At 64.4% G+C, this 19,623-nt stretch carries 16 protein-coding genes; 11 read left to right on the top strand and 5 right to left on the bottom strand.

What is annotated here, in order from left to right:
- Nucleotides 1-15: 15 nt before the first annotated feature.
- The 5 genes from AC0Z42_RS14600 (at nucleotide 16) to AC0Z42_RS14580 (ending at nucleotide 6,302) form a co-directional block, all read left to right on the top strand.
- Nucleotides 16-975 carry an ABC transporter permease gene (locus AC0Z42_RS14600; protein ID WP_485468930.1) on the top strand — a complete coding sequence of 320 codons (960 nt, stop codon included), beginning with the start codon at nucleotides 16-18 and terminating at the stop codon, nucleotides 973-975.
- A gap of 5 nt (nucleotides 976-980) precedes the next feature.
- The gene (locus tag AC0Z42_RS14595; protein WP_485468929.1) at nucleotides 981-1,772 is read left to right on the top strand and encodes an ATP-binding cassette domain-containing protein; all 792 of its coding nucleotides are present in this window, start codon (nucleotides 981-983) and stop codon (nucleotides 1,770-1,772) included.
- Nucleotides 1,765-2,220: an RbsD/FucU family protein gene (locus AC0Z42_RS14590; protein WP_485468928.1), complete on the top strand. Its 456-nt coding sequence runs from the start codon at nucleotides 1,765-1,767 to the stop codon at nucleotides 2,218-2,220. The genes AC0Z42_RS14595 and AC0Z42_RS14590 overlap by 8 nt, the downstream gene beginning before the upstream one ends.
- Nucleotides 2,221-2,318: 98 nt before the next feature.
- Nucleotides 2,319-4,952, top strand: a complete 2,634-nt coding sequence (locus AC0Z42_RS14585) for a GH32 C-terminal domain-containing protein (RefSeq protein ID WP_485468927.1) — start codon at nucleotides 2,319-2,321, stop codon at nucleotides 4,950-4,952.
- 102 nt (nucleotides 4,953-5,054) lie between these two features.
- A complete protein-coding gene (locus tag AC0Z42_RS14580; RefSeq protein ID WP_485468926.1) occupies nucleotides 5,055-6,302 on the top strand; it encodes an ROK family transcriptional regulator in 1,248 nt (415 codons plus the stop codon).
- On the opposite strand, the gene AC0Z42_RS14575 is transcribed toward AC0Z42_RS14580, so the two are convergent.
- Genes AC0Z42_RS14575 through AC0Z42_RS14565 form a run of 3 tightly spaced genes read right to left on the bottom strand, consistent with a single transcriptional unit; the run spans nucleotide 6,295 to nucleotide 8,669 of the window.
- A complete protein-coding gene (locus AC0Z42_RS14575; RefSeq protein ID WP_485468925.1) occupies nucleotides 6,295-6,843 on the bottom strand; it encodes a GNAT family N-acetyltransferase in 549 nt (182 codons plus the stop codon). The two genes, AC0Z42_RS14580 and AC0Z42_RS14575, sit on opposite strands and share 8 nt — an antisense overlap.
- Nucleotides 6,840-7,358, bottom strand: a complete 519-nt coding sequence (locus tag AC0Z42_RS14570) for a GNAT family N-acetyltransferase (protein WP_485468924.1) — start codon at nucleotides 7,356-7,358, stop codon at nucleotides 6,840-6,842. The genes AC0Z42_RS14575 and AC0Z42_RS14570 overlap by 4 nt, the downstream gene beginning before the upstream one ends.
- Nucleotides 7,359-7,394: 36 nt before the next feature.
- A complete protein-coding gene (locus tag AC0Z42_RS14565) occupies nucleotides 7,395-8,669 on the bottom strand; it encodes an amidohydrolase family protein (protein WP_485468923.1) in 1,275 nt (424 codons plus the stop codon).
- Between the two features lie 322 nt (nucleotides 8,670-8,991).
- Here AC0Z42_RS14565 and AC0Z42_RS14560 point away from each other — a divergent pair, with 322 nt between their 5' ends.
- From AC0Z42_RS14560 to AC0Z42_RS14545, 4 genes are all read left to right on the top strand, one after another.
- Entirely contained in the window at nucleotides 8,992-9,702 is a 711-nt protein-coding gene (locus tag AC0Z42_RS14560; RefSeq protein ID WP_485468922.1) for a phasin family protein, read from the top strand.
- Between the two features lie 185 nt (nucleotides 9,703-9,887).
- Complete coding sequence (locus AC0Z42_RS14555) at nucleotides 9,888-11,639, top strand: ATP-binding cassette domain-containing protein (protein WP_485468921.1); 1,752 nt, start codon at nucleotides 9,888-9,890, stop codon at nucleotides 11,637-11,639.
- 40 nt (nucleotides 11,640-11,679) lie between these two features.
- Complete coding sequence (locus tag AC0Z42_RS14550) at nucleotides 11,680-13,428, top strand: ABC transporter ATP-binding protein (protein WP_485469030.1); 1,749 nt, start codon at nucleotides 11,680-11,682, stop codon at nucleotides 13,426-13,428.
- Between the two features lie 110 nt (nucleotides 13,429-13,538).
- A complete protein-coding gene (locus AC0Z42_RS14545; protein WP_485468920.1) occupies nucleotides 13,539-15,602 on the top strand; it encodes a tetratricopeptide repeat-containing diguanylate cyclase in 2,064 nt (687 codons plus the stop codon).
- Between the two features lie 43 nt (nucleotides 15,603-15,645).
- Here the strand turns inward: AC0Z42_RS14545 and AC0Z42_RS14540 are convergent, their stop codons facing one another.
- Together AC0Z42_RS14540 and AC0Z42_RS14535 are read right to left on the bottom strand one after the other, a co-directional pair.
- Nucleotides 15,646-15,978 carry an apolipophorin gene (locus tag AC0Z42_RS14540; protein WP_485468919.1) on the bottom strand — a complete coding sequence of 111 codons (333 nt, stop codon included), beginning with the start codon at nucleotides 15,976-15,978 and terminating at the stop codon, nucleotides 15,646-15,648.
- 143 nt (nucleotides 15,979-16,121) lie between these two features.
- Nucleotides 16,122-17,015, bottom strand: a complete 894-nt coding sequence (locus AC0Z42_RS14535; protein ID WP_485468918.1) for a hypothetical protein — start codon at nucleotides 17,013-17,015, stop codon at nucleotides 16,122-16,124.
- 206 nt (nucleotides 17,016-17,221) lie between these two features.
- Between AC0Z42_RS14535 and AC0Z42_RS14530 the strand changes: the two genes are divergently transcribed.
- Nucleotides 17,222-18,079, top strand: coding sequence for a hypothetical protein (locus AC0Z42_RS14530; protein ID WP_485468917.1), 858 nt, complete (start codon nucleotides 17,222-17,224; stop codon nucleotides 18,077-18,079).
- Nucleotides 18,076-19,575, top strand: a complete 1,500-nt coding sequence (locus tag AC0Z42_RS14525) for a choice-of-anchor X domain-containing protein (RefSeq protein ID WP_485468916.1) — start codon at nucleotides 18,076-18,078, stop codon at nucleotides 19,573-19,575. Before AC0Z42_RS14530 ends, AC0Z42_RS14525 begins: the two co-directional genes overlap by 4 nt.
- Nucleotides 19,576-19,623 lie beyond the last annotated feature (48 nt).

The following is a 19,623-nucleotide window of genomic DNA, read 5'->3' as shown; positions in this document are numbered from 1 at the left end:
GAATATGGATAACAGATGAGTTCCACCGTCCCGACATTTATGCCGCCGCTCTCGAAACTGGGCCCGGTCATCGCCCTGCTCGCCGCCTGCGCATTCTTCGCGTCGCAAAGCGACCGCTTCCTCAGCAGCCAGAATTTTTCCCTGATTTTGCAGCAAGTCATGGTCGTCGGCATTATTGCCATCGGCCAGACCCTGATCATCCTGACCGCCGGCATCGACCTGTCCTGCGGCATGGCGATGGCGCTGGGCTCGGTCGTCATGACCAAATTCGCCGTCGACCTCGGCATGAACCCGTATCTCGCGATCGGCTGCGGCATCGCCGTCACCGTGCTGATTGGCTTCATCAACGGCGCGCTGGTCACCTCGATCAAGCTGCCGGCGTTTATCGTCACGCTGGGCACGATGAACATTGCGTTTGCCGTCACGCAGTTGTACTCGCAGGCCCAGACCGTCACCGGCCTGCCGGAAGCGATGGGTTTTTTCGGCACCACTTTCCAGCTCGGCCAGGCGACTTTCACCTTTGGCACCGTGCTGATGCTGGGCATGTATGTGCTGACCTGGCTGTACCTGCGCGAGACCGCACCCGGCCGCCACCTCTACGCCGTCGGCAACAATCCGGAGGCGGCGCGCCTGACCGGCATCGCCACGAATAAAGTTTTGCTGGGCGTCTACATGATCGCCGGGATGTGCTACGGCATCGCCGCGCTGATGTCGGTGGCGCGCATGGGCGTGGGCGACCCGCAGGGCGGCCAGACCGACAACCTCGACAGCATCACGGCGGTCGTGCTCGGCGGCACCAGCCTGTTTGGCGGGCGCGGCTCGATCATGGGCACCCTGGTCGGCGTGCTGATCGTCGGCGTGTTCCGCAACGGCCTGACCCTGATGGGCGTGTCCTCGGTGTACCAGATCCTGGTGACGGGCATCCTGGTGATCCTGGCAGTGGCCACCGATCAACTGACACACAAGAAAGGTTGACGAGCATGACGACCCATGTACAAGCCGTATTCCAGGCCCGCGGCCTGGTCAAGCGCTACGGCAGCGTGACCGCCCTCGACGGCACCGATTTTGATTTGTTGCCGGGCGAGATACTCGCCGTGATCGGCGACAACGGCGCCGGCAAGTCCTCGCTGATCAAGGCCCTGTCGGGCGCCGTGGTCCCGGACGAGGGCGAGATGCTGCTCGATGGCAAGCCGCTCCACCTCAAGTCGCCGATCGACGCCCGCCGCTACGGCATCGAAACCGTGTACCAGGACCTGGCGGTGGCGCCGGCCATGACGATCGCCGAGAACCTGTTCCTGGGCCGCGAACTGCTGCGCAAGGGCATGCTGTCGCGGTTTTTGCGCCTGATCGACAAGAAGAGCATGCTGGCCGAGGCCGAAGCCCATATGCGCGATCTGAAGATCGGCATCCGTTCGATGAAGCAAGCCGTTGGCACCCTGTCGGGCGGCCAGCGCCAGGGCGTGGCGGTGGCGCGCAGCACGGCGTTTGCCAAGCACGTCGTCATTCTCGACGAACCAACCGCCGCGCTCGGCGTAAAGGAGGGCAATATGGTACTGGAACTGATACGCAATGTGCGCGACCGCGGCCTGCCGGTGATTCTGATCAGCCACAACATGCCGCACGTGTTCGAGATCGCCGACCGCATCCACGTCCAGCGCCTGGGCAAGCGCGTCGCCGTGCTGAACCCGAAGCACATCAGCATGTCCGACACCGTGGCGGTGATGACGGGCGCGAAGAGCGCCGCAGACTTTCCGGAGGAAGCTCATGCTTAAAGGAATCGATCCACTGCTCAGCCCGGAATTGCTGAAGATCCTGTGCGAAATGGGGCATGGCGAGGAAATCGTGCTGGTCGACGCCAACTTCACCAGCCAGACCCTGGGCCAGGGCAAGCCGCTGGTGCGCCTGCCCGGCATCGACCTGCAGCGCGCCAGCGCGGCGCTGCTGTCGGTGTTTCCGCTCGACGCCATGGTGGACCGGCCGGTCGCCTTCATGAAGGTATGCAACACCACCGACGGCTATCTGTCGGCCGTGCAGCGCACCATGCTCGATCAGATCGCCGCCTCCGGCGCCGCCACGCCCGAGCAATGCGAGGCCGTCGAGCGCTTCGCCTTCTACGAACGCGTCAAGGGTGCCTACGCCATCGTGCAGACCGGCGAAATGCAACCTTACGCCAATTTCCTGTTCAAAAAGGGTGTGATCAGCGATCCGCTGGCAGCTTGAGCAAGCCGCAAGAAACACATCCCCGATTCGGACGCGCCTGGCGGTATCGGCGCGGGGGTGCACACGCCTGAATAAAACATGCCTATAAAGGAGACACCATGTCGTATCAACTTCCTGTTCTCGCCTCTTGCCTTGCCACCCTGCTCGTCGGCTGCAGCAGCGGCCACGACAACGACAGCAGCAGCGGACCGGCCCAATCCAGCTACCTTGAAACCTACCGCCCCCAGCTGTCGTACACCGCCGCCAAAAACTGGCTGAACGATCCGAACGGACTGGTCTACCACGACGGCGAATACCACCTGTTCTACCAGTACAACCCGAACGGCAATACCTGGGGCGACATGTCCTGGGGCCACGCCGTCAGCACCGACCTGCTGCACTGGAACGAGCTGCCAGTCGCCCTGGCGGCCGAAAAAGACGCTGGCGGCAAGCTCACGCAAATGTTCTTCTCCGGCAGCGTGGTGGTGGACACCAACAATACCAGCGGCCTTGGCAGCGCCGGCAAGCCTGCCATGGTGGCCGTCTACACCAGCGTGTATCCGCAAGGGAAAACCCTGGCCAACGGACAAGTGCTCGCCCCCAATGCCCAGGCCCAGTCGATCGCCTACAGCCTGGACCGGGGACGCACCTGGACCCAGTACGCCGCCAACCCGGTGATTGCCGTGCCACCGGCGCCGTTTGAAAACGAAGGGCAAAATTTCCGCGATCCAAAAGTCTTCTGGTATGCACCGGAGCAAAAATGGGTCATGGTTGCCGTGGCCTCGGAGCGACACCAGGCGCTGCTGTTCTCGTCAAAAAACCTGCGCGACTGGACCTACATGAGCGCCTTTGGCCCGGCCAACGCGGTCGGCGGCATCTGGGAATGTCCCGACCTGTTCGAACTGCCCGTCGATGGCGACGCCAGCAAACGCAAATGGGTGATGAACATCAACATCAACCCCGGCTCGGTGGCCGGCGGTTCCGGAGCGCATTATTTTGTGGGGCAATTCGACGGCAAGCAATTCGTGGCCGACGCCAGCAGCGTGATCGACAAGAAGCCCCCTGCGGGCACCGTCTACCAGGACTTCGAAGCGGCCAGCTTCGACGCCACCGGCTGGACCTCGACGGGCGACTTTGCCGGCAAGCCGCCGGTGGTCCCTTCGCATGGCGTGGCCGACAACCAGGGCCGCCAGTTGCTCGACACCTACCGGCTGGGCAAAGATGACGGCGCCATGGGCACGCTCACCTCGCCCGGCTTTACCATATCGAGCAAGTACATCAATCTGATGGTCGGCGGCGGGCGCCATCCACGCGTGCCCGATGCGGGCGACGGCACGGTTCCGGCGGGAACCTTGCTGTTTCCGGGCGCCGGTTTTGAAGGCCCGGCCAATGCCACCTACGCCGACCTGGGCTGGATACCTGCCGGCGACGTGGTGGGGCAAAAGGTTGCCGCCGGAAGCGACGCCGACCGGCAAGCGGCAGCCGGCAAGCTGGGCGCGGGTGTGTTCAATTCCCTCATCGGCGCCGGTGACGTGGCCAAGGGCAGCCTGACGTCGCCCACCTTCACCATCTCCAGGGCCTATATCAACTTCCTCGTCGGCGGCGGCAACCATCCCTACAGCAGCCCCAATCCCACGGCGGTGGTGCTCAAGGTCAATGGCAAGGTGGTGCGCAGCGCCACCGGAGCGGACTCCGAACTGAACTGGACAAACTGGGACGTGCGCGAGTTCGCCGGACAGCAGGCCCAGATTGTCATCATCGACGACAACGACGGCGCCTGGGGACACATCGTTGCCGACGTGTTCGAGGCGTCGGACCAGCCGGCCAAACCCGTCAGCTATGAAACGACGGTCAACCTGCTGGTGAACGGCCAGGTGGTCAAGAGCGAGACCGGCGCCAATGCCGAAACCCTGAACTGGCGCAACTGGAACGTGGACGCCTACCGGGGCAAGAGCGCGCAGATCCAGGTGGTGGACAAAAACACCGGCGGCTGGGGCCATATCCTGGTCGACCATATCGTCTTTTCGGACAGCGCGAAAGAAGAAGCCAACTGGCTCGACTACGGCGCCGACTTTTATGCCGCCGTGACCTGGAACGGCATCCCCGATGGCAAGCGCATCGGCCTGGGCTGGATGAGCAACTGGGACTACGCCGGCAACACGCCCACCACCCCATGGCGCAGCGCCCAGACCTTCGCCCGGGAATTCACGCTGCGCACCATAGCCGGCCAGGTGCGGCTGGTGCAGCAGCCGGTGGACAACTTCAGCACGCTGCGCGACAAGGCGCTGTACAGCGTCAAGGACCGTGCGGTGCCCGACGGCGTGCAAAAGCTCGATATCGCCCCCGCCCCGGGCCAGGCGCTGGACATCGTGGCCAAGCTTCAACCCGGCAGCGCCAGCGGTTTCGGCCTGAAGGTGCGCACCGGCGCGAATGGCGAAGAAACCGTCATCGGCTATGACGCGGTGGCCGGCACGGTGTATATCGACCGCAGCAAATCGGGCGACGCCAGTTTCAACAGCAGCTTTGCCGCCCGCCATACCGCCCCGCTGCCGCTGCGCACCGGCACGGTGGAGCTGCGCATCGTGGTCGATACTTCGTCGGTGATGGTATTTGCGGGCAACGAGGTGGTGCTGACCGACCAGATCTTCCCGCAACCGTCCAGCAACGGTGTCGCGCTGTTCGCCGTGGGCGGCGCGGCAACGCTGAAAGAGCTGACCATCTGGCCGTTGAAGTCGATCTGGGCCAAGCGCTGACGCGGCACGGGAGCTCCGTGCATGCGGAGCTACACTGGTGGGGCGGCGGATATGTAATAAAATGTCCTTCTTTACGCCTGTAGAAATTGGACCCGCCCCACCATGTCAGACAGCTTTACCGAAGAATCGGGCGCGCCGCAGGCGGCCATCAATGATGTGCCATGGCTGCAGCCGCGCGGCTCGAACCAGATGGGCATGAGCCAGTTCAATGAACGGGTGGTGCTGCAGGCGGTGCGCTTGCACGGCAGCATGCCGAAGGCCGACCTGGCCCGGCTGACCAACCTGAGCACGCAAACGATTTCCCTGATCATCAACCGGCTGCTCGAGGAAGGCCTGGTCAGCAAGCGCGCGCCGGTGCGCGGCAAGGTCGGCCAGCCGTCGGTGCCGATCATGCTCAATCCGGACGGCGCCTTCTCGATCGGCATCAAGATCGGCCGGCGCAGCCTCGACGTGTTGCTGGTCGATTTCGTCGGCAACACGCGCGAGCGCATGTCCTGGACCTATCCCTTTCCCGTCGCCGACACCGTGTTCGGCCAGATCGAGTCGGCGCTGAAAAGCATGGCTGTGCGGCTGGGACCGAAGTTGTTGCCGCGCCTGTGCGGCATCGGCATTGCCGCGCCGCTGGGCTTGGGTGGCTGGCAGAATCTGCTCGAGATGGCGCCGGAGCAAGCCAACGAGTGGGACCGCATCGATATCGGCCAGCGCGTGCAGGCGATGACGGCTTTGCCGGTCGAATTCGCCAAGGACACGGCAGCCGCCTGCGTTGCCGAGCTGCTGCTCGGGCGCGGGCGCAGCATCAAGAACTTCCTGTACGTCTTCGTCGATATCTTCATCGGCGGCGGCCTGGTCATCAACAGCCATTTGCACAGCGGCCTGCACGGCAACGCCGGCGCGGTCGGCTCCTTGCCGCTCGGCATGGCCACGCCCGGCGCCAAACACCCGCCGGGCCAGTTGCTGGGCGACGCCTCCCTGTTCAACCTCGAACAATTATTCATGCTGGCCGGACTGGACCCGGCCGCCGCCCACGACGCACGGGCGCTGCAGGAACCGTTCGTCACGCACACCGAGGCCTGGCTCGACGACGCAGCGCGGGCCATTGCGCTCAGCATCAACAGCGCCACCTGCCTGCTCGACCTGGAGGGCGTGATTATCGACGGCTCCTTCGACCGCGGCCTGCTCGATCAGTTGCTGGCCGAAGTCGAGCGCGCGCTGAAATGCTACAGCTGGGAGGGCGTCGCCCGTCCGCAAGTGCTCGGCGGCACCGTCGGCTCCGACGCGCGCGCCGTCGGCGGCGCCTTCCTGCCCCTGTACGCGCATTTCGCGCCGGACCGCGACCTGTTCCTCAAGTAAGGGTTCTGTGGCCTTGTTTTCTACAGAGACGAAGAAAACTCTTGCGATAGACATTGATGTCCTTGCCAACGATAGGCTGGCGCGAAAAACGCTCGAAGCGCAAACCGAGCTTGTTGATCAGCTTGATCGACGGCTGGTTCTGCGGCGACACCAGGCCATACACGGCCGGCAGCGCCAGCACATCGCGTGCATGGTGCAGCACGCTGGCTGCCGCTTCCCAAGCCAGGCCCTGGCCGCAATACGCGGGCAGCAGAGCGTAGCCGATGTCGGGACCGGGCATGGTGGCGCGCTTGATCAGGCCGCACATGCCGATCGCCACCTTGTCAGCGCGGTGTTCGACGATATAAAACGAGTAGCCGAGTTCCTGCTGCTGCGCAATCGGGCCTGTTTCAAGCGCCGCGCGCGCCGCGTCCACGGTATGGATGTTGCGGTCGCCGATGGTGGCCAGCCACGTCGGCTCATTCACCAGCCCGAGGAAAAATGCCGCGTCATCGACGCCGGCGGTGCGCAGGCGCAAACGCGGGGTTTCAATCACGGTCATGCCGGCCACTGCATCGGATCGCTGAGCAGCTGGTACATCACATAGGCATCCACATAGCCCAATTGCGCGTGGCGATACGCCATCGGCAAAGTGCCGACCACGGTAAAGCCCAGTTTTTTCCACAGGGTGACGGCGGCCAGGTTGGTGCTGACGACAAAGTTGAACTGCATCGCCAGGAAGCCCGCGCGCCGTGCTTCTTCCATGCAGTGCACGCCCATCATGCGGCCCACGCCCACGCCCTGCGCGGCCGGGTCGACCATGAAGGAGGCATTGGACACATGGTTGCCATGACCGACCTGGTTGGCCATCAGCTTGTACATGCCCAGCAGGCGCTCGCTGCCCATCACGGCAACAAAGCTTTGCACGCCGGGGCCGAACCAGTAGGCATGGCAGTCTTCGCGCGTGGTGCCGGCGTCAAATACATAGGTGTCGCCAGCGGCCACCAGGACCTGGAAGATGGCCCACATGGCGTCGAAGTCGGCCTCGACGGCCGGGCGAAGTTCAATTTCTTTCAAGGCGAAGCTCCCGATAACAAGTCGTGGCTGATTGTATCAGCGCCCCAGGCGAAAGTTGACCGTTTCGGGCCGGCCCGGCAATTGCAATCGGGCGCCGGCGCGCGGCGACTCGCTGATGACCTTGCCTCGCCGCAGCACCAGGCGGCGTGCCGCGCGCAGGCGCAGCGCTTCCACCGTGGAGCCGCAATCGAGGATCACCAGGTCGGCGTGGCAGCCCGGTGCGATGCCATAGCCGTCCAGGCCCAGAATGGCGGCCGGCGTTTCGGTTACCGCCAAAAAGCAGTCGTGCATCGCCTGCTGGCCCGTCATCTGCGCCACGTGCAAGCCCATGTGCGCCACTTCCAGCATGTCGCCCGAGCCCAGGCTGTACCACGGGTCCATCACGCAGTCGTGGCCGAAAGCGACCGGAATGCCGGCGGCCAGCATTTCAGGCACGCGCGTCATGCCGCGCCGTTTTGGATAGGTATCGTGGCGGCCCTGCAGGGTGATGTTGATGAGCGGATTGGCGATCGCCGCCACGCCCGCTTCGCGTATCAAGGGCAGCAGTTTGCTCACGTAGTAATTGTCCATCGAGTGCATGGAAGTGAGGTGCGAGCCGGTCACCCTGCCCTGCATGCCGAGACGCTGCGCGTGGAAGGCCAGCGTTTCGATATGGCGCGACAGCGGATCGTCCGATTCGTCGCAATGCATGTCGACCATCAAGCCCTGTTCACAGGCATATTCGCACAGCAGGCGCACCGATTCGGCGCCATCGGCCATGGTGCGCTCGAAATGCGGGATGCCGCCGACCACCTCGACGCCCATGGCGATGGCGCGTTTCAGGTTGTCGAAAGCACCGGCGCTGCGCAGGATGCCGTCCTGCGGAAACGCCACCAGCTGCAAGTCCAGATAGGGCGCCACCTGCCGCTTGACGTCGAGCAGCGCTTCGACCGCCAGCAGGCTGGGGTCGCTGATATCGACGTGGGAGCGGATGGCCAGCAGGCCACGCGCCACGGCCCAGTCGCAATACTGCAGCGCGCGCTCGACCAGCGCCTGCTGCGTCAGGTCGGGTTTCAGCTCGCCCCACAGCGCGATGCCTTCCAGCAAGGTGCCGGACGCGTTGACGCGCGGCAAGCCGTAGCTGAGCGTGGCGTCCATATGAAAGTGGGCGTCGACAAACGGCGGCGTGACGAGGTCGCCCTGGGCGTCGATTTCCTGCGCGCCCGTGACGGGCAAGGCGGGGCCGACGGCGGCGATGCGGCCCTGTTCGATGGCGATATCGATAGCGGTGCGCCCATCGGGCAGGCTGGCGTTGCGGATAACGAGGTCCATGGTGTTCCTGGCAAGAGAGTGGCAAAATGTTGCACTGCACTAATATAAAGTAAAATTTCTTTACAAGCATAAACATAAAACAAGCATCTTGCGCGGTCGCAAATAGCTCCTGAAACGCGCAAACCTGAAGAACAGGCATGTGGAACGACCACCGCACCGTTCGAAATAGCTTTCAACCAATACGAATCACCGCTAGAATATTCATATTGCGTTGCATCAAAACAGGCAGGCACAACGCTCGATCATGCTCAAAACCCTACAAAACGCGGACAGGATGTGACCAGCGTTTTGCCAGCATTTTAATCCGGACCAAGGAGTAAATATGTTTCCGCTTCCAGAACAGTTATCCAGCGCGGCGAAATCGCAATGGGAAACCCAGTTGCAGATTTTCAGTACCCTTAGCAATCAGGTCTTCGATGGCGCCGAGAAAATCATCGCCCTCAACCTCGATGCCAGCAAGGCCGCCATCGCCAGGACGGCGGACACGGCGCAGCACCTGCTGGCGGCGCACGATGCGCGTGAATTCCTCAGCTACAGCACCAGCCAGGCCCAGCCCGGCATAGAAAGTGTACTGGCCTACAGCCGCCAGTTGTTCGGCATTGCCTCGGGCACCCAGGCGCAGTTGCTGGAAGCGGCCAAGGCCAGGCTCGACACCGCCAGCCCGGCTGCCGCGGCGCCAGCCGCGCCCGTGAGCGCGCCGGTCGAGGTGGAAGCCATCGTCGAGATTCCCGCAGCTGCGCCTGCGATCGCACCTGAGCCTGAACCTAAGCCCGAGGCAGCCCCGGCCGCCGTCCTGGCGCCGCTTGCCGAAGCGGAGCCCGTTGCGCCAGCGCCGCTGCCCCTGGTGGCCACCTTGCCGATCGCCGCTTCGGCGCCGGCCGCGATTGCACCGCCACCGGCCAACGTGGCCGCAGCCGTGACAGCGCCAGCGAAGGCCGCGGCACCGGTTGCCAGCAAGCCGGCCCTCAAGCAGGGCCCCACCACGGCCAGCAAAGCCGTGACCCAGCCTGCTCCGAAAGGCAAGCGCAAATAGCCGCCAGCTGGCAAGCCGAGGCAAGACCATAACGGGCTACGGCCCGTTTTTTGCGCCCTTTTCACCCCTGCGCGTGCAGCGCGTTTTCCTGCCTTGTTGTATCCTGTGCGAACTTTCCGTCCGCGCGCCTCTTCCGTCCGCCCCGCGACACCCCGCTAACAAACCAACACAAGACAAAGGTAACCATGAGTTTATCGAGGCTCATCGCCGGCTTCGTGCGCCAGCATTGGCCGGCCTACGCCACCGCCGCCGTCATGCTGACCGGCGTGGCCACATTGACCGTGTGGATACCGCGCCGCATCGGCGCCATCATCGACGCACTGGCCGCTCACCGCATGAGCACGTCACAGCTGTGGCTCGAATTGCTGACCCTGCTCGCGGTCGGCGTGGCCATCTATTTCCTGCGCGTCGGCTGGCGCATCACCCTGTTCAAGGCTGCCTATCAACTGGGCGTGATGCTGCGCACGCGTTTCTACACGCGCATGTCGCAGCAGGGCGCGGCGTTCTACCAGGGCCAGCGCACGGGCGACCTGATGGCGCTGGCCACCAACGATATCGACGCCATCGAAATGGCGGCCGGCGAAGCGATGCTGGCCGGCTTCGACGGTACCCTGACCCTCTTGATGGTACTGGGCATCATGCTGCTGGGCGTGGACTGGCGCCTGGCCTGCATCGCCCTGTTGCCCTTTCCGCTGATGGGCCTGGCCTTCTGGCGCATTTCCAGCCATATCCATACCGCCTCGACCGATTCGCTGAAACGCTTTTCGGCGCTGAACGGCCATGTGCAGGAGTCCTTGTCGGGCGTGCGCACCTTGCGCGCGCTGGGCCTGGAACAGCGCAGCAGCGCGCAGTTCTCGACCCTGGCCGGCCACGCGGCCGACGCCAGCCTGACGGCGCAGCGCTGGGAAGCGGCGTATGAACCGGCCGTCGGCCTGACCCTGACGGCCGCTACCGCATTGACCCTGGGCCTGGGCGGCTACCTGGTGTGGCATAACCAGCTGACCATCGGCGCGCTGACCAGCTTTTCGATGTACCTGGGCCAGCTGATCTGGCCGATGTTCGCCGCCGGCTGGGTGCTGTCATTGATCGAACGGGGCCGCGCCGCCTGGCAGCGGCTGCAACCGATGCTGGACGCGCCGCTGGCCATCGACGACCATGGCACGATTACCGAAGTGCCGCCCGGCCCCTTGCTGCTGGACCAGGTTCGCTTTGCCTACGCGGGCCAGAGCACGCCTGCGCTGGCGGATATCGCGCTGCGCCTGGAACCGGGCCAGACCCTGGGCCTGGTGGGCCCGACCGGCAGCGGCAAGTCGACACTGCTGCGCGTGCTGCTGCGCCAGGTCACGCCGCAAGCCGGCAAGGCCAGCTGGAGCGGCGAGCCGCTCGATGCCTACACCTTGCATGCACTGCGCGCGGCGATCAGTTGGGTGCCGCAGGAGTCGTTCCTGTTTTCGGCGACGATTGCCGACAATATCGCGCTGGCCCGGCCCGGCGCCACGCGCCAGGAAGTGGAACATGCGGCCGAACTGGCCGACATCCATGCCGACATCCTGCAGTTCCCCGATGGCTATGAAACCCATGTCGGCGAAAAAGGCATCACCCTGTCGGGCGGCCAGCGCCAGCGCGTGGCGATTGCCCGCGCCCTGCTGGCCGACAACGACCTGCTGCTGCTGGACGACGCCCTGTCGGCGGTTGACACCGGCACCGAAACGCGCATCCTGCAGCACCTGGAAACACTGCGGCGCGCGCGCCCCGGACGCAGCGCCATTATCGCCAGCCACCGCCTGAGCGCCGTCGTCAACGCCGACCTGATCCTGGTCGTGCGCGACGGGCGCATCACGGAAGCGGGCAACCACGAACAACTGCTGCAGCACGATGGCTGGTATGCCAGCCAGTGGCGCTATCAACAACTGGAGGCCAGCCTTGACGCCAACTGACACCGTGCAAGCGGATACACAAACCGTGCGCCGCCAGGCGATGCAGGCGATCGGCCTCTTGCGCCGCGCCGCCGCGCCCGACCTGCGCCACCTGTACTGGGCCACCTTGTGGCTGATCATCGCCGCCGCACTCGAAGTGACGGGCCCGATCCTGGGCAAGGCACTGATCGACCAGCACCTGCTGCCGCGCAACCTGGACTGGACCCGCATGTCGCTGCTGCTGGGCGGCTGCCTGCTGACGGGCTGGATCGCTTCGGGCCTGCGCTACCTGCAACTGGTGCGATTATCGGGCCTGGCGATGCGCTCGGTGCAGCGGCTGCGCGAAACCGTGTACCAGCACGTGCTGCGCCTGCCGATGGCGTTTTTTGACCGCGCCATCACTGGCCAGCTGGTCAGCCGCGTCACCAACGATACCGAGGCGGTCAAGTCGCTGTATGTGCAGGTGCTGTTCGTGATTCTCGACAGCTCGATTGTATTGATCGGCACCATGGCCGCCATGGCTTTCCTCGACTGGCGCTTGATGCTGATCGTGCTGGCGCTGCTGCCGGCGGTGCTGGTGATCGTGTTCCTGTACCAGCGCTGGAGCGCGCCGGCCGTGACGCGCGCGCGCGCCCTGCGCAGCGAGATCAATGGCCAGGTCGCCGAATCGATCGGCGGCATGAGCGTGCTGCAGGCAAACAATGCCGAGCGCCGCTTCGGCCAGCGCTTTGCCGGCATCAACCAGGACCATTACGCGGCACGCATGCACGAACTGCGCGCCAATGCCTGGCTGCTGCGCCCGGCGCTCGACATGCTCAATATCGTGCTGTTGGCGGTGGTCATCTTCAGCTTCGGCCAGCGCGAGATGGGCGCCGTCGAAGTGGGCGTGCTGTACGCGTTCATCAGCTATATCGCGCGCGTGATCGAGCCGCTGATCCAGATCACCATGCAGTTCAGCCAGTTGCAGCAGTCGGTAGTGGCCACCGCGCGCGTCTCGGCCCTGCTCGATGAAACGCAGGCGCTGGAACACGCGCCGGGCAAGGCCGCCGCCGAAGCGGCAGGCGCGATTGCCGCCGGCACGCCGGCGGTGGCCATCGAACACCTGACGTTCGCCTACGTGGAAAACCAGCCGGTGCTGCACGACCTGTCATTGACCATTCCGCAAGGCGCCTTCTTCGGCATCGTGGGGCACACCGGCAGCGGCAAGTCGACCCTGCTGTCGCTGCTGCTGCGCTTTTATCCCGTGGCGCAAGGCCGCATCGCCATCAACGGCATGCTGCTTGACAGCATCGACAACGAGCGCTTCCGCACCGATGTGGGCCTGGTGCCGCAAGACCCGTTCCTGCTGGCGGCGTCGGCGCGCGAAAACATCGACATGGGCCGTGGCTACAGCCAGGCGCAGATCGAGCAGGCAGCGCGCGCAGCGCATGCGCACGACTTTATCGCGGCGCTCGAACACGGCTACGACACGCCACTGGGCGAAGGCGGCTCGCGGCTGTCGTCTGGCCAGAAGCAGCTGATTGCGATCGCCCGCGCGCTGGCCGGCCAGCCGCGTATCCTGCTGCTCGACGAAGCGACCTCGCGCATCGACAGCCAGACCGAGCAGATCGTGCAGCTGGCGCTGAACGAATTGCGCGGCAAGGTCACCATTATCGCCATTGCGCACCGCCTGTCGACCATCCGCGACGCCGACACCATCATCGTGCTCAACCACGGCCGCATCACGGAAGCGGGACCGCACGAACAGCTGATGCAAATCGACGGCGGCTTGTACCAGCGTCTTTATTTGTTGCAACAACTGGCACAATAAAGTGTGCATTTTGCTGAAAATGCAGCACCCGCTTGGAATTTCTTGATTGCAACAGAATATAATCACCTGCAAACAAGATGCAAGTCGGGAGTGGCGCATTGGCAGGCAGAATGAAGTGGTCAGCACGGCAAGGTAGTCGGCGCGCAGCACGATGGCTGCTGGCGCTGGGCTGCCTGCTGCCCGTGGCCGCTGGCGCCAGTCCCCAGTTGCAGCAGCGCCTGGACGCCTTGCGCGAGGATGGCCGCTTCGTGCCGGAACGCGCCCTGCAGCACCTGAAAGAGATCGAAATCGAGGCCTTCAGCGCGCCGTTGACCTTGCGCGCCGAATATATCACCCAGCTGAGCAACGCCCATATGCGCCTGGGGCAGAACGATATCGCCCTGCAACTGGTCGAAGACCTGATTCTTGACGCCACCAGACACCATAATGACGTGGCGCTGGCCAAGGCCATGCTCAGCAAGGCGTATATCAGTTTTGCCCTCAGCGAGCGCCGCGCCTCCCATTTGTTCGCCTTCGAAGCGGAAACCATCGCCAACCGTACCGACGACTTGCAGGTACGCGTGCAGGCCACCATCAGCGCCGGCCAGTCCTGGGCCGAGGAAGGCAACTTTCCTCCCGCCCTGGCCAAGTTGCAGACCGCGGTCGACCTGGCGCGCCTGAGCAAGTCGCCCGCCACTCTGGCGGCGGCCCTGAATGCCTTGACCTTGCTGTACACGCAGATGCGCGACTATGAAAAAGGCTTCAAGGTACTCGATGAATTGCTGGCCGTGGCCGGCAAGCTGGAGTCGCCGGGGCGCCTGGCGCAGGCAAAAAATACCGAATACGGGCTGGCGCTGGACGCCAGCCAGCCACGCCGCGGCTTGCGCGCCCTGCTCGAAGCGCTGGCCCTGGAGCGCCAGCTGGGCGCCAAGAGCATGGTGGCCACCACCCTCGTCAACCTGTCGGACAGCTACCTGAAGCAGGGCGATTTCCATCGCGCCCTGAGCTATGCCAGCGAGGCCATCGCCGCTGCGCGCCTGGTGCGCAATGACGATGTGCAGGCGACGGCGCGCCTCAATATCGGCCAGGCACTGATCGGCCTGGGGCGCCACGAGGAAGGCAAGCGCAGCGTGGAAGCCGGGCTGGCCTATTACGACCTGATGGACAACAAACCCGATCTGCAGGCGGTGCTGCTGGAATACGGCATGGCGCTGGAAAAGGCCGGCGACATGAAGGGCGCCGTGACGGCCTATCACCGCGAACGCAAGATTTCCAGCCAGCTGTTTGAACAGCAGCGGCAAAAAGCCGTGTACGAATTGCAGGAAAAATACGAAACAGAGAAGAAGCAGCGCCAGATTGAACTGCTGAGCCGTGAAAACCAGGTCAAGAGCGCAGAACTGGACAATCGCCGCCTGCAGCAGCGCGTGTGGTGGCTGCTGGCACTGGTGATGGCGCTGGCGGCCGTCATCGTCGGCCTGCTGTACCGCAGGGTGCGCCACGCGAATGTGCAACTGAAGGAAAAGAACCAGGAACTGGCGCACCAGAGCTCGCGCGATCCCCTCACGGCACTATACAACCGCCGCCACTTCCAGGACTTCATGCGCCGCCACGCCGTTACCCTGCCGCCTGAGGGCGTGCAGAAGGACAGTGACCTGGTGGGCGCCCTATTCCTGCTCGACGTCGACCATTTCAAGCAGATCAATGACCAGTACGGCCATGCGGCGGGCGACCTGGTGCTGATCACCATCGCCGCCACCTTGCATCAGGTATTGCGCGAAACCGACATGATCGTGCGCTGGGGCGGCGAAGAGTTCCTCGCCTTTTTGCCGGCCGTCACGCGCGGCAGCCTGGACCATATCGCGGCAAGAGTGCTGGACGGCATCGCTGCACAAGGCGTGACTTATCAAGGCCAGGCCATCCATGTGCAGGTATCGATCGGCTTTGCGCCCTACTCTCTGGCGCCGCTGGGGCAGCCGCTGTCCTGGGAGCGCAGTGTCAACCTGGTCGACATGGCGCTATACCTGGCCAAGGCGCACGGACGCAACCGCGCCTACGGCGTGCGGGGTTTTCAACAGATGGAAGGCACGACCCTGGAAATGGTCGAGCAGGACCTGGAACGCGCCTGGCGCAACGGCGTGGTCGATTTGAATGTGGTGCTGGGACCGCAGAACGGGCTGCCGCGCGCGGTCGCCTGAGTGCGTTCATGATGGCCGGGCGTGCCGGCCATCATGCAGAAGCTTATTTTTTGGCGGACTCTTGCATCTTTTCGCCCGCGCGTTCGACTTTCTTGCCGACCGCGTCTGCCGCTTCATTCATTTTTGCGCTGGCGTCGGCGCCAACCTGGTCCATCTTGGCGTTGGTGTCCGCTGCGGCCTGGCTCATCTTGGCATCGGCATTGGCGGCAGCGGCCTTGATATCGGCCTCGGCCTTGGCGGCGGTGGCGTCGATTTGCGCGCCAGCCGTTTCGGCAGGACCCTTGGTCGACATGTCATCCTTCTTCTGGCAAGCGGCCAGCGCCACGACCATCATGCCGGCGGCGCACAGTGTCATCAGGTGTTTGGTGGCTTTCATGATATTCCCTTTCGTTGTTATCAAAATAAACAGGTCAGTGTTCAATATACCCCAGGGAATTTTTTTCCAGCGTACGCCAACGCACATAAGAATGCGCCTTTTGGTATGCAGTTGTAAGCAATGGTTTCAAAGGTCAAACACGCTCAGGGCAGCGCTTCGCCTTCCAGCAGGGCGCGCTCCAGCAACTGCGACAGCGCAGAGCGCAGCGTCCTGGTACGCGCTGCCAGTTCAGGCCGCTTGTAGCGTTCGGCCGCCAGCAGGCTCTTTTCCATGCAGCCATGGTCGCGCCTGGCCAGGCAGGCATCGGCCGTATCAAGTTCACGGCTCGCCTGCGCCACCTTGATGCGCGCATCGAGTTCTATCGTATCGGCATCCTCGCCCCAGCGTTTTACATAAGCTGCCAGCCGCGTGGCCGCCTGCTCGGGCTTGCCTGCATCGAAGGCTTGAGCGGAGGCCAGCACCACCTGTTCCCACGCCAGCGCACGCTTTTGCCGCTTGTCGCAGGTGGCCGCCGCACCGGTGATACTGGCCTGCAAGCGCTTCACTTGCGCCGCCGGCGCCCTGGCGCTTTTCAGCAGCGCCAGGGCGCTGCGCGCACCGTCCAGGTCGCACTGCTGCGCCAGCACGGTGGCTGCCTGCACCTGTTCGGCCACGCTGGCCGGCTTGTCGGCGGGCTTGTTGACAAACCAGATACCCGCCAGCGCGGCCACTGCCAGCAGCCAGGTGCGCAGGCGCACCGGCGCGCGCGGCGGCGGCACGGAGCGGGCCACGGCGGCTTTTGGCGGGGCAGGCTTCGGCGGCTGCGGCGCAGATTCCGGCATGGCTGGCGGCGCCACGGCGGCCGCAGGGGGCATCGGACGCCATTGCGGCGGCACCGGCGGCGGCATCACGGCAGGCGCAACGGCTGCCGCAGCCACCACCGGTTCCGGCACGGCCGTTGACTGGGAAGCGCCGCAAAACGGGCAATACGCCACGCGCAGCGGCAACTGCTTGCCGCAAGCGGCATTGATACAACGATCATTTACGGGTTCAAGCACGTTACTACCTTTTCAGACATCCATCGTGACGAACGCTGCGGCCAATACTGTCGCCAGATCCCGGCTGCGCTCCCTTGCAATATTACCCTACGCAGGCATGCCGGCGACGCCAGCGCCGTAGCTTCCCGAGCTTTGACACGGATCAATCGCCACCTGGCGCTGCCGCCTAAGCTGGTAGCACTCGGACGAACAGAACGGAGAACGCCATGCCAGCCCACCTGATCATTGAAGACGGCCAGCCCTGGTGGTGGGACAGCGCCGATATCTGGGTCGTGCCCGGCAACGACCCGAACGGCGCGCCGGGCGCACCGGTGGCCGGCGCCAATAACTTCCTGTGGGGCCGCGTGCACAATACGGGCAACAACAGCTCGAACGGCGTGCGCGTGGATTTTTACTGGGCCGATCCGTCCGGTCAGATCGCCGTCGGTTTTGCCACCAGAATCGGCTCGGCGTTTGCCGACCTGGCGCCCGGCGCCACGCAAGACGTGCTGTGCCTGGTGCCCTGGCTGCCCGTCATCGTCAATGGCGGCCATGAATGCCTGCTGGCCGTGGCCCACGGGCCGGGCGACGTCAACCCGCTGGCCGATCCCTTGCCCAGCGGCTTTGCCTTCCAGCCGCCACAGCATGAACAGATCGCCCAGCGCAACATTACCGTGGTGCAGGCGGCGCGGCGCGCGCAGTTGCTGGCCATTAGCGTGGCGGCCATGCCGCGCCAGGGCAAACAAGTGGTGCTGCAGCTGGAACAGGGCGGTGAGCTGCCCGAACGCCTGCTGGCCACCCTGGGAATGCAAAAGTGGCGGCCTGCGAAAGCGGCCAAGGTCGAGGCCGGCCTGGTGCGCACGCCGTATTGTGATGGCGGCCATGCAGGCGAGCAGAAGCTGGAAGTGGTAGTGCCGCGTGGCCGCGCCGTGCCGGTCTACCTGAGCGTGCGCGCCGGCGAACTGGCGCAGGGCGACTATGTGCTGCTGCGCATGCTGGAAACCGTGGAAGGCAAGGTGATGGGCGGCGTCAGCTTTGTGCTGGTCGCTGCCGACGATAATGGCAACCAGGAGAACGCATCATGAGCGACACGCCCATGCAGGTGTTGACGCGGCCGTTCGCGATCGAGCCCGTCACCAATATCATGATGCCAGACGGCATCTTCGACAATGCCCTCTACCATCTGCGCATCGCCGCCCACGTCACCAATATGTCGGGCACGGCGCTCAGCAACGTCACCGTCTACCTGGAAAGCGTGGGCGACCCCGGCATCGTGCCCGTGGCGCGCACCTTTTTCTTTGCCAGTATCCCGGCTGGCGCCGCCATGCTGGTGATGTGGGACGCCAACTTCCAGCATGCGGCGCCCGGCAAGCGCCTGGTCAGCTTTGTCGCCAAAGCCGACGGCCACACGCCGCGCCGCTCGATCCAGCAGATCTTCGTGTCGCAGACCCGCTTCGACAGCACCAGCAACAGCTATACCTGCACCATCGAGGAAGGCACTTTGAGCCTGTCGAAGCCGCAGGGCCACCTGCCCGGCAAGGGGTGGGGCAGCTCCGGCGAGGGCAAGGACTGCCGCTGCCCGCCCGGCCTGGGACCGGTCATCCCCACCGGCTTTACCCTGGCCTGGACGCCGAACCCCGCCTATGCCGGCACGCATGGCGAGCTGCCGTTTTCCGATCCGTGGTGGAAGGTGCTGGCCATTATCATCGCCATCATCGCCGCTTTGGTAGCCATTATTGCGGCGGCCCAGGGCGCGGGCCAGGCCAGCTTCAACGTGGGCGGCACCTTCGAGGAAACCGACCCCAGCGTCAACTGCTGCACGCCGGAAGGCGCCAATCCTGGCGAAGCGGAGTTCACGGTGGCCGGCGTGGCTTCGGCAATTGCCTCGGGCGCCATCGTGGTGGCCCTGTCGGACCAGGCCGACCCGTTCTGGCGTGGCCAGGAGGCGACACCTCCCGCCGCAGGCGAGCTGACCCTGGGCGAGCGGGTGGTGGCGCAATGGGTCCTGCCGGAAGCGCCGAACGCTGGCCGGGCCTATACGGCCGACGTCAAATGGGACTATGAACGCTTTACCAGCGGCGGCAACTACCAGCATGGCGTGAGCGAAACCCAGGTCAATATCCATGTTGCCGGCCCGGTGGAGACCGACACGCCGGCGATGGTGCAGGCGTTCGAACCGCTATGGCTGCGCGCCAGCTTCCGACGCGACAATGACGATCTGTTCCGTGGCAATGAACTGTACGCGTTTGCCCTGTTCCAGGCGCCGCAGGGCCTGTATTTCGTGCGGCCGCTGGCCGATGATGGGCTCGGTTTCGATCCCGGCGCCAACGATGGCGTCTATGCCGCCAGCCTGAACCTGAAAGAAGCCTATCGATTGTTGTTGAAGTATGGCCAGCAGGTCTACGGCACCTGGAGGGTGTTCGTGTTTGCCCAGGACGTCAACCTGACCAAGCCCGGCACCCCGCCTGAAATCGCCGCCCAGCATATCGGCGGCATGTTCGTCGCCAGCGCCATCGAACTGACCTTCGACGACAGCCTGCCCTGCCCGCTCAAGGCGCAGGCCAGTATCGTTGTTGTATAGGGAGGTCCAAGCGGCATTATCAAGGGCGCTTGAGAAAATGCTCAGGGC

This window comes from Janthinobacterium sp. 1L-D-8-B-C4 (genome assembly GCF_057291295.1).
Note: the sequence above shows the minus strand (reverse complement) of the source record. Positions and strands in the feature narration are given on the sequence as shown.

Excerpts from the sequence above, each read along its gene's own strand:
- AC0Z42_RS14595 (WP_485468929.1), top strand. The coding sequence starts at position 981 with ATGACGACCCATGTACAAGCCGTATTCCAGGCCCGCGGCCTGGTCAAG.
- AC0Z42_RS14580 (WP_485468926.1), top strand. The coding sequence starts at position 5,055 with ATGTCAGACAGCTTTACCGAAGAATCGGGCGCGCCGCAGGCGGCCATC.
- AC0Z42_RS14560 (WP_485468922.1), top strand. The coding sequence starts at position 8,992 with ATGTTTCCGCTTCCAGAACAGTTATCCAGCGCGGCGAAATCGCAATGG.
- AC0Z42_RS14600 (WP_485468930.1), top strand. The coding sequence starts at position 16 with ATGAGTTCCACCGTCCCGACATTTATGCCGCCGCTCTCGAAACTGGGC.
- AC0Z42_RS14565 (WP_485468923.1), bottom strand. The coding sequence starts at position 8,669 with ATGGACCTCGTTATCCGCAACGCCAGCCTGCCCGATGGGCGCACCGCT.
- AC0Z42_RS14550 (WP_485469030.1), top strand. The coding sequence starts at position 11,680 with ATGCAGGCGATCGGCCTCTTGCGCCGCGCCGCCGCGCCCGACCTGCGC.
- AC0Z42_RS14540 (WP_485468919.1), bottom strand. The coding sequence starts at position 15,978 with ATGAAAGCCACCAAACACCTGATGACACTGTGCGCCGCCGGCATGATG.
- AC0Z42_RS14590 (WP_485468928.1), top strand. The coding sequence starts at position 1,765 with ATGCTTAAAGGAATCGATCCACTGCTCAGCCCGGAATTGCTGAAGATC.
- AC0Z42_RS14585 (WP_485468927.1), top strand. The coding sequence starts at position 2,319 with ATGTCGTATCAACTTCCTGTTCTCGCCTCTTGCCTTGCCACCCTGCTC.
- AC0Z42_RS14525 (WP_485468916.1), top strand. The coding sequence starts at position 18,076 with ATGAGCGACACGCCCATGCAGGTGTTGACGCGGCCGTTCGCGATCGAG.
- AC0Z42_RS14545 (WP_485468920.1), top strand. The coding sequence starts at position 13,539 with ATGAAGTGGTCAGCACGGCAAGGTAGTCGGCGCGCAGCACGATGGCTG.
- AC0Z42_RS14530 (WP_485468917.1), top strand. The coding sequence starts at position 17,222 with ATGCCAGCCCACCTGATCATTGAAGACGGCCAGCCCTGGTGGTGGGAC.
- AC0Z42_RS14555 (WP_485468921.1), top strand. The coding sequence starts at position 9,888 with ATGAGTTTATCGAGGCTCATCGCCGGCTTCGTGCGCCAGCATTGGCCG.
- AC0Z42_RS14575 (WP_485468925.1), bottom strand. The coding sequence starts at position 6,843 with ATGACCGTGATTGAAACCCCGCGTTTGCGCCTGCGCACCGCCGGCGTC.